This window comes from Vibrio sp. 1F263 (assembly GCF_041439035.1).
In the GTDB taxonomy this organism is placed as follows: domain Bacteria; phylum Pseudomonadota; class Gammaproteobacteria; order Enterobacterales; family Vibrionaceae; genus Vibrio; species Vibrio tasmaniensis_A.
In genome coordinates this window covers 19,767-32,606 of sequence record NZ_JBGONI010000028.1, presented here as the reverse complement: position 1 = coordinate 32,606, position 12,840 = coordinate 19,767, and the positions used below count along the sequence as shown (strand labels likewise).

The following is a 12,840-nucleotide window of genomic DNA, read 5'->3' as shown; positions in this document are numbered from 1 at the left end:
ATCAATAACTAACCGTGCAAAGGTTACAATTACTAACCTTTTGGGCGGTTTTTGTACGTTGACGCAGCAATTTCCATTATGTATCGTGCATTTTTCGTTCGATCTAATTGGTTTTTTTGCTGTATGTCTCAAAGTTTATTTTCACGCCGTCAGTTTCTGACTTACGCTGGTGGTACTGCTGTTGTCGCCTCAATTACTCCTTCTATCGCTTTTGCTTCATACCCTGATCAACCAAGAACGATTAGCATGAACAATCTTCACACAGGTGAACGATTAGAGACCTGTTATTTCGATGGTACTAACTATGTTGGTGATGAAATGGCTCGTCTAAGCAAATTGTGCCGTGACTTCCGCCGCAATGAGATTCATCCAATGGATAAGAACCTGTTTGATCAGATCACTCAGATTCAAAATGTACTGGGTATTCAAAAAGAAGTTCAAATCATCTCTGGTTACCGTTCTCCAGCGACCAATGAAGCACTGCGCTCAAAGTCGAGTGGCGTAGCCAAGAAGAGCTACCACATGTTAGGTAAAGCGATCGATTTCCGTATTGATGGCGTTAACCTAAAAGAATTAAGAGACGTTGCTAAAAGCTTGAATGCGGGTGGTGTCGGTTATTATGCACGTAGCAACTTTATCCATATTGATACAGGTCCAGCCCGCAGTTGGTAGCGTTAAGCTGAATTTACGAGCGAATGCTAGGTACTTGTCAAAGTAGACATCCAATGTCATAGTTTGCCCAAATTTCAGTTTGCCCTCTAAGGTTTGTATATGTCTCTTAAGTATCAAGTTGTCCCTGTTACCTCGTTCTCTCAAAACTGCTCAATTGTGTGGTGTGATGAGACAATGGAAGGCATTGTTGTCGATCCGGGCGGTGATGTTCAGCAACTGGCTGCTATCATCGAAGAGTTAGGTGTTAAAGTGGTGAATTTGGTATTGACTCACGGTCACCTAGACCATGTGGGCGGAACAGTACCGCTTGCTGAAATCTTGAACGTGAACATTGTTGGCCCACATAAAGCCGATAACTTTTGGCTTCAAGGTCTAGAGAATCAAAGCCAGATGTTCGGCTTCCCACTGTGTAAAGCCTTTGAACCAAACACTTGGCTAGAAGAGGGCGACAAAGTGACTTTTGGTAACCAAGTTATCGATGTGATTCACACGCCGGGTCATACTCCGGGTCACGTCGTGCTATTCAGTGAGCAAGCGCGTATGGCGTTTGTTGGTGATGTTTTATTTAACGGTGCTATTGGTCGTACGGATTTCCCGCAAGGCGACTTCAACACGCTAATTGCTTCAATCAAGACTAAGCTTTGGCCGCTAGGCAGTGATGTAACATTCGTACCGGGTCATGGTCCTGAGTCAACATTTGGCCGTGAGCGCGCATCAAATCCATTCGTTGCCGACGAGATGCCTCTTTATTAATTAAATCTTTGATTTAATATAATAACGATTGAAAATGAAGCTTAGCTTTTGTTATGGAAGCTAAGCTTTTTTATTGTGTGCGGTTTTACTTTTAAACCAGTTTAATTTTAATCAGAAAGACGTTCGGCTGCCGCCAAGTAGCGTCGAGCCAGTCCAACAAACTCCTCCCCACTGATATTCAGATCATGGGTTGATATGAAAATGTCATACCCGTGGAAGCCTCTTTGATATTTCATTCTGTTGGCAAGCATCGCCTGTAATCCAGAATAGTCTTTAATCACCGCGTTGTGATTATTTGCTTTATCGGATGAATCCGCATCCATTTGCGTTTGTTGAGCGCTGAAACTCACTTCGTCGGTATTCTTTGATTCTTTATATTGGCTTAATTCCACACACCCGTTTTCGGTACAACGAGTGTGGTAGTGCGATGAGTCTAAAACCATATCTTCAAAGTTCGATTCTTTACCCGCTTGCTTCGCTCCCAAGTACAAAAGTGCTCGTTGGCTGAGCAGTAATTCACAAGTGATTTTAGGGCAAATCGAATCGAGGTAGGGCGAGTAATCTTTAACCTTGATACCAATCCAAGGAAGAGGTTGGTGCCATCCATCTTGCTCATAGGTACAAAGCCCAATCTTTTGGATGTTATTCCATTTTAAAACCCACCCGCCTTTATAAAAATGCTGCTGAAAATGAGTCGGTGTGAGAGTGAACATCACTCTGCTGCGCAACATTAAATAATAGCCAGTTCCGAGTAGGGCAATAATGCAAAATGCACCCACGATCAGTAACTTTGGATTGTCACTGTACAGAGCAACGATCAAGCAAACGAAGCCTAAAACAACGGCCAGAATACCGTACGAACGTGTGAACGAAGGCAAAGAGAAATTTGTAAGGTGACGAGTGTCCATAGGCAACACCAAGTTTTCATATTTTTGTCTGGATGGATAACCAGTGTATATGACCCTGAATTGATAAGTCGATGATTAAATAATAGACGCTAGTAGACAATATCGGTATTTTTCGTCGACTTTCGGCGCTTCACTCTACAAATAGCTCCTGTTTTTTGGTATAAATCGCGCTTCAAATTTTCACCACTGCGAAAAGAGCAGTGAACTGGAGAAATATTCAATGAGACTTGCTCATAAGCGTAAGGTGCAGGCTAAACTGCAGAAACGCACTAAAGCGGCTGTAGTTAAAGCAGTGGCAACGCCGAAAAAAGCGAAGCCTGTCGCAGAGAAAGTTGTAGCAGAAAAAACTGTAGCAGCAAAACCAGCGGTAGAGAAAGCAGTAGCAGCAACGAAAGAAGTTGCAGTAGCACTGACTCCTAAGCAACAACAAGTTCTAGACATCGTTGTTAGCAATGCTGAAGGCATTAACCCTAAAGGTATCGGCCTAGCAGCTGGTCAAGAAGACGCGAAAGCAGCTTCATGGGCAACAGGCGCATTGAAAAAACTTCTTGAAGAAAACCTAGTAGCGAAAGAGCAACTTGCAGGTAACAAGGTTATCTACAAAGCTATCTAATCCCGCGGGATTACATTCGCTTCGTTAAAGTTTTTAAGCCTCGATTTTCGAGGCTTTTTTGTATCTGGCGGATCATGTTAATCCCAAAACCCAAAACCCAAAACCCAAAACCCAATCCCAAAACCCAATCCCAAACTAAAACCCCTAACCCCCTAACCCCCTAACCCCCTAACCCCCTAAACCCATACTTATATTCAAACCTAGCATTCGAACCAAGCCCCAGAAACCTTATTTCCAATCGGCTGACCTCTTCCGTTATTCATCTGTCGTTCGCGTGTCCCATGTTTCGAATCAGTCAGCACCAAAGTAGGGCGTCTAATTCTCTGAAACTTTGATTTATATGGATAAATGCATTTAAGTGCGTATTCGATGTGTGGCGAGAATAGAGCTTCCTCACGAAATGGAAATCAATTGTTAATGCAGTTTCACTATAACTACTTAGGTATTTATCAATACTAATTACCCTAGTGAATCTCCCAGAGCCTTTAAAATCGACATCGCTAAATTATCTCCTACGTAGTTCTACGTAATCCTTTGGTCTAATACGCAGTTTATGTGAGTCCGTAGTGCGTGCTCTCCCTGATATCTTGTTGCTACATCACGGTGCACTCTTATGCTGAATCATAAAAAATGCTCATAGAAAGAGTGTTAACCCAACAAAGGACGTGAATATGAGTCTCATTTCTAACTCCCTCACACGAGTTTTTAAAAACGTTGCAGTTACTGCAGCGGCTTGTTTAGCTTTGGTCGCTACTGGTGCAACTGCTGCTGATAAGGTTTATCGCTTGAAGCTTGCTGAAACATGGGGACCAAACTTCCCTGTATTCGGTGACGCGACGAAGAACATGGCTGCGATGGCTGAGAAAATGTCGAACGGTCGACTGCAAATCAGAATCGATTCTGCGAACAAGCACAAAGCACCGCTTGGCGTTTTTGACATGGTTAAGTCTGGTCAATACGACATGGGGCACTCAGGCTCTTACTACTGGAAAGGTAAAGTTCCAAACACGCTTTACTTCACTTCTATGCCTTTCGGTATGACGCCAGCTGAACAATATGCGTGGTTCTATCACGGTGGTGGTATGGAGTTGATGGAGCAGGTTTACTCTCCACATAATTTGATGTCGTTCCCAGGTGGTAATACAGATATCCAGATGGGCGGTTGGTTTCAAAAAGAGATCAACAGTGTGGAAGACCTACAAGGTCTGAAAATGCGTATCCCTGGCTTTGCTGGTGAGATTCTAGCGGAGCTAGGCGCTAAACCTACCAATATTGCCCCAGGTGAGCTTTACACGTCTCTAGAGCGTCGCACAATCGATGCACTAGAGTGGGTAGGCCCATCACTTGATCTGCGTATGGGCTTCCACAAGATCGCGCCTTACTACTACACAGGTTGGCATGAGCCGGGTTCAGAGCTTCAATTCCTAGTGAACAAGCGTACATGGAACAAGCTTCCTGAAGACCTACAAGAAATCTTGCGTGTTGCAATGCGTACAGCGGCTTACGACATGTACACACAAGCAACGCACGAAAGTGGAAAGAACTGGGTTTCAATGAAAACAGAATACCCAGACGTACAAGTTAAAGATTTCCCACCAGAGGTTATGTCTGCACTGAAAGAAGCGAACGATCGCCTACTTGCTAAGCACGCTGAGAAAGATGCATTGGCAAAAGAGATTCAAGCTTCACAAGCAAGCTACCTAGAGCAAGTACGTTCATGGACAGATATTTCACATAGAGCTTATTTAAATAGCCAAGCGAAATAATCGACAGTTTTTGAACTGAAGCTAAATGAACCCAAAGCTATTCTTGTTAGGTAACTAAGAGTGACTAAGCGGCGGGTTCATTTTAACCATAATAACTAGGGCGTGTTGACCTTTCGAGCTGATTTTTGCAGCGAGTTGCTGGGTATTTATACAAGGCAGAGGATTTGATGTGTAGCTAGCCTCCATGAGAAGTCGATAACGTAGTAGAAATGGCCAGCAAACGCTGCCCGAAGGGTTCGGCTAAAAGCGTTTTACTCTTTGTTGAGGGGGATTTGCTTAGAATGACTAGGCTACTCCCCCCTCGCCGCGATTAAAACGCTTTTATATCGAACAAAATTTAACCACGAAAGGTTAACACGCCCTAAGCAGGATAAACCCTGTAATACGCCCAAGAACCCTTTCTACGTCGTGCCTATTGCTAGCTATAAACTGAATCGTTTTTAGTTTGGGTTAGTTGTGCTGCGCGATGTCTTTTCAAATTCCATGGAGTCGGGAATGCGAAGTCTAATTTATATTGAACGCCTGTTTAATCGTATCGGTGATGCACTGGGATGGCTTTCCAGTATGTTGTTTATTCTACTTATCGCTAACGTTGTGTATGACGTTGTTATGAGATATGCCTTCAATGATGTCTCAATCGCTTTCCAAGAGATGGAATGGCACCTTTTCTCAGCCGTTTTTCTATTAGGTGTTCCTTATGCCATCAAGGCAGGTGGTCATGTTCGAGTAGACGTGTTCTACGAACAATTGAGCTTTAAAGCGCAAGCCATTATTGACCTGCTCGGCACACTGATCTTTCTGATGCCTTTCTGTTTGCTGGTTGCTTGGTTTGGTATTGATGTTGCCAAAGAGAGTTATAACCTCGGCGAAACCTCTGGTGACCCGGGTGGCCTGCCATATCGATGGATCATCAAAGCCATGATTCCACTGTCATTTTTCTTGATGGCACTCAGCGGCGTCGGTTTGATCCTGCACTCGCTGAACAAGATTTTTAATCCGCATCTTATCCATGCAAACAATACTCATACAAAGAATAAGTAGAGGCTGAACATGATTGGAATAGTAATGTTTTTCGTAGCCTTGTTTGCACTTTTACTTGGCTTCCCAGTGGCGTTCACCTTTGGTGGTATCGCATTAATCTTTGGTGTTTGGGCTGAAGGCATCGAAATGTTCGCCTTCATGCCATATCGAATTCAATCGATCATGGAAAATACGGTGCTGATGGCCGTTCCATTGTTCGTTTTCATGGGGCTTGTTCTACAAAAGACCAAGCTTGCTGAGCAGTTGCTTGAGTCAATGGGGCGATTGTTTGGTGGTGTTCGAGGTGGTATTGCTATCTCGACCGTGCTGGTGGGCTCACTACTTGCCGCATCAACAGGGGTAGTGGGTGCTTCAGTAGTGGCAATGGGGCTTATCTCTCTGCCTGTTATGCTCAAGTACAACTACGACAAAGGCTTAGCCTGCGGCACCATCTGTGCTTCTGGCACGTTAGGGCAAATCATTCCGCCATCCATCGTCTTGATCTTATTGGGTGATGTATTGGGTGTACCGGTTGGGGATTTGTTCCAAGCGGCGATTTGGCCGGGTGTGATGCTAGTGGGTGCTTACATTGTTTATATCTTGATATACGCAAAACTGAACCCTGAATCGGCTCAACCTATTGAGCGTGATGACTCCATTAGCCGTAAGCAAGAAGTGTTTAACGCGCTTAAAGCGATTCTTCCACCTTTAGCGCTGATCATTGTTGTTCTGGGCTCTATCTTTGCTGGTGTGGCAACTCCGACCGAGTCGGCAGCGTTAGGTGGTGCAGGTGCATTGGTTCTTGCACTGTTATACGGTCAATTTAGTTGGTCGATGGTGTTTGCTGCGTCGAAAGAGACAGTTAAAGTGACCGCGATGGTCTTTGCTATCCTGCTTGGTGCGACGGCATTCTCAATGGCGTTTACTTATACTGGCGGTGATTATCTGGTTGAAGAATGGATGCTGCAGTTGCCGGGTGAGAAGTGGGGTTTCTTGATCATTACCATGTTGGTGATTTTGATTCTGGGTTTCTTCATCGACTTCGTAGAAATCTGTTTCATCATTGTGCCGATTATTGCGCCTGTTGCTGAACTGATGGGAATCAACATGACTTGGTTCGCAATCCTTATCGCGATGAACCTTCAAACCTCATTCTTGACGCCACCGTTTGGCTTCAGTTTGTTCTATCTAAAAGGGGTGGCACCAAAAGGTGTGACTACCAAGGATATCTACCGAGGCGTGATGCCTTTCATTTTGATTCAAATCCTCGTACTTGGATCACTTCTCGCTTTCCCATCTTTCTATGGAATGTGAGTGAAGCCTAGAATGTGAATGATATGTTTCAACGGCTATCCATAAATTGATAAAGTAAAACGGCTTATTGATGTTCAATAAGCCGTTTTTTGTGAGGAAAAGGAATGCCTCTAAAAGTTAAGCTGATTTTGCTGACGCTACTCCCGTTGCTGATTGTAACGGCGAGCATTAGTTGGATCTCGTTACACCAAACTAAGACGTTGGGTGAGAAAGAGGTCGAAATCTTCCGAGACAGCTTAATTAAGTCGCGTGAAAACGCCCTCAAAGACACTGTTGATCTCGCATTTGATGCCATCGAACATATCTACAACGATCCCTATATCCAAGAAGCACAAGCCAAAAGAGAAGTTCGAACCATATTGTCTAAACTTAGGTATGGCTCTGACGGTTACTTCTTTGCGTATGATCGCCACGGAACCAATTTGGTTCATCCAATCCAGCCAGAGTTGATAGGGAAAAACTTACTTCAACTGCAAGATGAAGATGGCGACTTTCTGATAGAAGCCTTGTTAAGAGAAGCACAAACAGGCGGAGGATTTCACCAATATTTGTGGCAAAAGCCTTCGACGGGTGAGGTGGTCTCGAAGCTGAGTTACGCCGCTTGGTTAGAGCGCTGGGACTGGATGATTGGCACCGGCTTGTATATTGAGGATGTGCATCAAGAAGTGGCCTCGATGCAGGCCGCAATTAACAACAATATTGAAACCACGTTCTTTTCGATTGTGGTGATTCTGAGTGTGACGGTCGCGGTCATCATTGTACTGACCTTGGCCATTAACATGCATGAACATCGGATAGCGGATAACAACTTGAAGGAACTAGCTCATAAGACGGTGATGTTTCAAGAGGACGAAAAGAAGCATCTAGCGCGTGAGCTGCATGATGGTATTAACCAGTTATTAGTGTCGAGTCGCTGTCACTTAGAACTGCTCGGTAATAAGCTACAAAGCGAAGACCTTAAAGCGCATTTGAATAAGTCTCAGCATTCACTGATGCGGGCAATCGAAGAGGTGAGGCATATTTCGCATCAACTTCGTCCAAGTTCATTGGATGATATCGGCTTAGAAGCGGCGTTGTCTTCGCTGTTATTAGATTTTCAGGCGCACTCGAGCATTGAAGTGGAAACCTTGTTTAATACGCAGCCGGGAAAGTTGAAATCAGAAGCTGCGACGACTTTATATCGAGTGGTGCAAGAGTCACTGAATAATATAGAGAAACACGCACAAGCGACCAAAGTAACGGTTATTGCACAGCAAATTGGAAATGTGTTGCAGTTGCTCATCCAAGACGATGGAGTCGGTTTCAATACCTATAAAGCAATGGAAAAGCGAGGTATTGGGTTACGTAACATGAGAGAACGGGTGGAGTTCATCGGTGGTGACTTTGAATTGATGAGTGAGGTTGGCTTTGGAACGGAAATTACAGTGTTACTGACACTAGAGGGATTAGTGAATGAGTGAAGTTATTCGAGTTGTGATTGCAGATGATCACCAAGTGGTACTGGATGGCTTTATGGCGAGATTAGAACTCGAGCCTGATATTAGCGTGATAGGTACAGCTAGCAATGGATTAGAAGCCGTTGAAGTGGTTAAAGACCTGCGCCCTGATGTGGTGTTGATGGATATCAGCATGCCTATCATGAATGGTATTGATGCCACTCACCTGATTAAAGAGGAAGATCCTCAAGCTAAAGTGCTGATGCTGACCATGCATAACAACCGTGAATACATCATGAAGGTGATGCAATCGGGTGCTGTCGGCTATATGTTGAAAGAAATTTCGGCTGAAAAAATGGTGCAAGCAATCAAGACGGTCAATCAAGGCTCAACCTATTTCTGTGAAAAAGTGACTCAGAACTTGTTTACCCAGCCTATTACTCCCCCACAATCTGTGAAGAACCCATTGAGTAGGCGTGAGGAAGCTGTGTTGAAATTAGTGGCTAAAGGGGAGAGCAGTAAAGAGATCGCGAAGGGATTAAATATCAGTTACCGAACGGTTGAAACCCATAGACAAAATATCAAGCATAAGCTCGACATTCACTCTACGGCAGAGCTTGCCAAGTATGCTGTTAGCTCTGGGCTTGTTGAGTGATGTTACGCTAAATTACAGTGAATGTGTAATTTAATTACCAAATGTGCCATTTACACCCGTTTTTTGATGGTTTTTTTAGTATTTTTGCGACGAGTTGTTATTCTTCCTTTCGAAATTTAAGTGCCAAATGCAATGTTGCAAATTGTGCGCTACTAATTAGAGAGGATGCATGGAGCCTGTAAAGGATAGGTATAGTATTGATAATACTGATTATACCGTAGGACAAGATAATGTTCAGAAATGGGGTTTTGATGTTCATAACCCTGTATTTGGAATCAGCGCTGGGGCGATAATTGCTTTCCTGATTGCGCTTTTGGTTGCAGAACCTGAAACAGCTAAAGCGGCACTTGATGGCGTTAAGTGGAAAGTCATCGGTAACTTCGATGGTTTCTTTATGTGGGCTGCGAACCTTTTCGTATTTTTCTGTTTTGTCCTCATTATCTCCCCGTACGGAAAGATACGTATAGGTGGCGATGATGCTAAAGCAGAGCACTCTAACCTATCTTGGATGTCGATGTTATTCGCCGCGGGAATGGGTATTGGTTTGATGTTCTGGGGTGTGGCAGAGCCAGTAGCTTATTTTACCGGTTGGTATGAAACACCGCTCGGTGTTGAAGCGTATTCTCCTGAAGCGGCTAAGTTGGCACTCGGTGCAACCATCTACAACTGGGGCTTGCACGGTTGGGCAATCTACGCCGTTGTTGCTTTGTCTCTTGCCTTCTTTACTTTCAATAAAGGCTTACCGCTTTCTATTCGCTCAATCTTTTACCCGCTACTCGGTGACAGAACTTGGGGGTGGTTTGGTCATATCGTTGACATTGTCGCAGTACTTGCAACATTGTTTGGCCTTGCAACATCACTTGGCCTAGGTGCACAGCAAGCCGCAAGCGGTATTAACCATGTATTTGGTACCGATGGCGGTATTGGTATGCAGCTTATTGTTATTGCAGTGGTAACACTGTTGGCAACAATGTCGGTGATTCGCGGTATTAACGGTGGTGTTAAGGTTCTAAGCAACGTCAACATGGTTGTTGCATTAGGCTTGCTGATCTTCGTAACTATCGCGGGTGGCATGGCGGGTATTAAGGCGATACCAACCGCGCTAATGGGCTACATTGAGAACTTTATTCCTCTTAGCAACCCTCATGGTCGTGATGATGAAACATGGATGCAAGGTTGGACGGTATTTTACTGGGCTTGGTGGATTTCATGGTCACCATTCGTAGGCATGTTCATCGCTCGTATCTCTAAAGGTCGTACAATTCGTGAATTTATCGTTGCAGTCTTATTTATCCCGACGTCAGTCATTATCATTTGGATGGCTATTTTCGGTGGCATTGCGATTGACCAGGTGGCGAATAAAGTGGGTGAGATTGGTATAAATGGTCTGCAAGATATTACACTTTCTCTATTCCATACTTACGAGGCGTTACCAATGAGCTCAGTGCTTTCAGTGGTATCGATTGGTTTGATTATGGTGTTCTTCATCACCTCATCAGACTCAGGTTCATTGGTTATTGATAGCATTACTTCTGGCGGTAAAGTCGATGCACCTGTTCCACAGCGTGTATTTTGGGCATTGATGGGCGGTGCGATTGCGGCGGTTCTACTGTGGGTTGGTGGTACTGAATCTATTCAGGCATTACAAGCTGGAACAGTCTCAATGGCACTACCATTTGCCTTCATATTATTGCTTATGTGCCTAAGTTTGTTTCTTGGTTTACGTACAGAGAATCAATTGGTTAAGCAGCAAAGTGCTTTGAGCTAAAAGTATTTTTTCAAATAGAGGCCGACTTAGTCGGCCTTTTTTTCGCCGTAAACATAAGTGATTATCTATATTTTGTTTGAAAATCCATCGAACTGATTCTAGTTTACTGAAAACAATAAGTTAACCTGCTAAACTTCAGACATCCAAGTATTTGAATTATTGTGACAACAGCTTGTACTACTTGGATCGTATGTTCGAGTTTGTGATTCAGTCACAGGAAAGTAAGGGATATGAGGTCAACAGACCTTATAAGTATTCCGTAGAGAGGAATAATGACTAAAGGTATAGATAAATACAGTATCGACAGTACGGATTACACTGTTGGTCAAGATAACGTCCAAAAATGGGGTTTTGACGTTCATAACCCAGTGTTTGGTATCAGTGCGGGACTCATCACTTTGTTCTTGATCGGTGTGCTGCTTACAGATACCGCTTCAGCAAAGTCAGCATTGGATGGTGTTAAATGGCAAATTATCAATTCATTTGATTGGTTGTTCATTTGGTCCGGTAATATTTTCGTTATTTTTTGCTTGGGCTTGATTGTTTCTCCGTTTGGTAAAATCCGCCTTGGTGGTGTTGATGCAACGGCAGATTACTCATTCATGTCTTGGTTATCGATGCTGTTTGCTGCAGGTATGGGTATTGGCTTGATGTTCTGGAGTGTCGCAGAACCTGCGGCTTACTACACAGGTTGGTATGAAACGCCACTTGGCGTAGAGGCAAATACACCAGAAGCTGCAAAACTAGCACTCGGTGCAACCATGTATCACTGGGGGCTTCACCCTTGGGCTATTTATGGTGTTGTGGCGCTTTCACTGGCTTTCTTCTCTTACAACAAGGGATTACCGCTTTCAATTCGTTCTATCTTCTACCCAATTTTAGGTGATAGAGCGTGGGGCTGGGCTGGTCACATCGTTGATATTCTTGCTGTACTTGCAACCCTGTTTGGTTTGGCGACATCGCTTGGCCTTGGTGCGCAGCAAGCCGCAAGTGGTATTCAGCATGTATTCGGCATTGAGGCAGGCTTAGGGTTACAAGTCATTGTTATTACCGTAGTAACTTTGCTAGCGGTCGTATCCGTACTTCGTGGTATTGATGGTGGCGTTAAAGTTATCAGTAACATCAACATGTTGGTTGCTTTCCTACTGCTTATCCTAGTAGCTCTAATCGGCTACGCAGTGACTCTAGGTTCAATCCCTACAACATTGATGGCATACATCGAGAACATCATTCCGTTGAGCAACCCTCACGGTCGTGAAGATGAAGCTTGGTTACATGGTTGGACTGTATTCTACTGGGCCTGGTGGATCTCATGGTCTCCATTTGTCGGTATGTTTATCGCGCGTGTTTCTAAAGGTCGTACTGTTCGTGAGTTCATTACAGCGGTACTGATTGTTCCAACGACAGTGACTATCATTTGGATGTCAGTGTTCGGTGGTATGGCAATTGATCAAATCGTGAATAAGGTTGGTACCCTAGGTCAAAATGGCTTAACTGATGTATCACTGGCAATGTTCCAAATGTTTGATGTATTGCCGTTTGGTACTCTGCTTTCAATCATTGCGGTTGTATTGGTTCTCGTATTCTTTATTACATCGTCTGACTCGGGCTCTTTAGTCATCGACAGTATTACCGCTGGTGGTAAAGTTGATACGCCAGTGCCTCAACGCGTATTCTGGGCGTTCCTTGAAGGTGCGATTGCAGTAGCTCTATTGTGGGTTGGCGGTACTGAAGCCGTTCAAGCTCTGCAAGCGGGTGCAATCTCAACAGCATTGCCATTCACCATCATTCTATTGTTGATGTGTGTGAGCCTACTAATGGGTATGCGAACAGAGAAAAGATAGACTACCTACTATTCGATTTTTCATCTTTTTGATGTCGAATACAAAGTAAAACAAAAGGCAGAAGAGGAAACTCTCCTGCCTTTTTTTATCC

The 12,840-nt window shown here is 44.0% G+C and carries 11 protein-coding genes; 10 read left to right on the top strand and 1 reads right to left on the bottom strand.

The genetic code is table 11. The features are described 5' to 3' along the window. Positions 1 to 123: 123 nt before the first annotated feature. Positions 124 to 672, top strand: coding sequence for a YcbK family protein (locus ACED25_RS16530; protein ID WP_009848830.1), 549 nt, complete (start codon positions 124 to 126; stop codon positions 670 to 672). Positions 673 to 771: 99 nt separating this feature from the next. Then, positions 772 to 1,425, top strand: a complete 654-nt coding sequence (locus ACED25_RS16525) for an MBL fold metallo-hydrolase (protein WP_004733386.1) — start codon at positions 772 to 774, stop codon at positions 1,423 to 1,425. Positions 1,426 to 1,532: 107 nt separating this feature from the next. Here the strand turns inward: ACED25_RS16525 and ACED25_RS16520 are convergent, their stop codons facing one another. After that, positions 1,533 to 2,333: a DUF2982 domain-containing protein gene (locus ACED25_RS16520; RefSeq protein WP_371695701.1), complete on the bottom strand. Its 801-nt coding sequence runs from the start codon at positions 2,331 to 2,333 to the stop codon at positions 1,533 to 1,535. A gap of 220 nt (positions 2,334 to 2,553) precedes the next feature. Here ACED25_RS16520 and ACED25_RS16515 point away from each other — a divergent pair, with 220 nt between their 5' ends. From ACED25_RS16515 to ACED25_RS16480, 8 genes are all read left to right on the top strand, one after another. Next, the gene (locus ACED25_RS16515; protein WP_004733388.1) at positions 2,554 to 2,946 is read left to right on the top strand and encodes a hypothetical protein; all 393 of its coding nucleotides are present in this window, start codon (positions 2,554 to 2,556) and stop codon (positions 2,944 to 2,946) included. 671 nt (positions 2,947 to 3,617) lie between these two features. Further along, complete coding sequence (locus tag ACED25_RS16510; protein WP_009847138.1) at positions 3,618 to 4,712, top strand: TRAP transporter substrate-binding protein; 1,095 nt, start codon at positions 3,618 to 3,620, stop codon at positions 4,710 to 4,712. Positions 4,713 to 5,207: 495 nt separating this feature from the next. Further along, positions 5,208 to 5,753 (top strand): TRAP transporter small permease subunit, encoded by a 546-nt coding sequence (locus ACED25_RS16505; protein ID WP_052879091.1) that lies wholly within the window; start codon positions 5,208 to 5,210, stop codon positions 5,751 to 5,753. 9 nt (positions 5,754 to 5,762) lie between these two features. Next, positions 5,763 to 7,046, top strand: a complete 1,284-nt coding sequence (locus tag ACED25_RS16500) for a TRAP transporter large permease subunit (RefSeq protein WP_017078694.1) — start codon at positions 5,763 to 5,765, stop codon at positions 7,044 to 7,046. Between the two features lie 104 nt (positions 7,047 to 7,150). Next, positions 7,151 to 8,506 carry a cache domain-containing protein gene (locus ACED25_RS16495; RefSeq protein WP_371695700.1) on the top strand — a complete coding sequence of 452 codons (1,356 nt, stop codon included), beginning with the start codon at positions 7,151 to 7,153 and terminating at the stop codon, positions 8,504 to 8,506. Beyond that, on the top strand, positions 8,499 to 9,137 hold the full coding sequence (locus tag ACED25_RS16490; protein WP_371695699.1) for a response regulator: 639 nt from the start codon (positions 8,499 to 8,501) through the stop codon (positions 9,135 to 9,137). Before ACED25_RS16495 ends, ACED25_RS16490 begins: the two co-directional genes overlap by 8 nt. A 169-nt stretch (positions 9,138 to 9,306) precedes the next feature. Further along, positions 9,307 to 10,905, top strand: a complete 1,599-nt coding sequence (locus ACED25_RS16485) for a BCCT family transporter (RefSeq protein WP_371695698.1) — start codon at positions 9,307 to 9,309, stop codon at positions 10,903 to 10,905. Positions 10,906 to 11,177: 272 nt separating this feature from the next. Continuing rightward, on the top strand, positions 11,178 to 12,749 hold the full coding sequence (locus ACED25_RS16480; RefSeq protein ID WP_009847132.1) for a BCCT family transporter: 1,572 nt from the start codon (positions 11,178 to 11,180) through the stop codon (positions 12,747 to 12,749). The last annotated feature ends 91 nt before the right edge of the window (positions 12,750 to 12,840 follow it).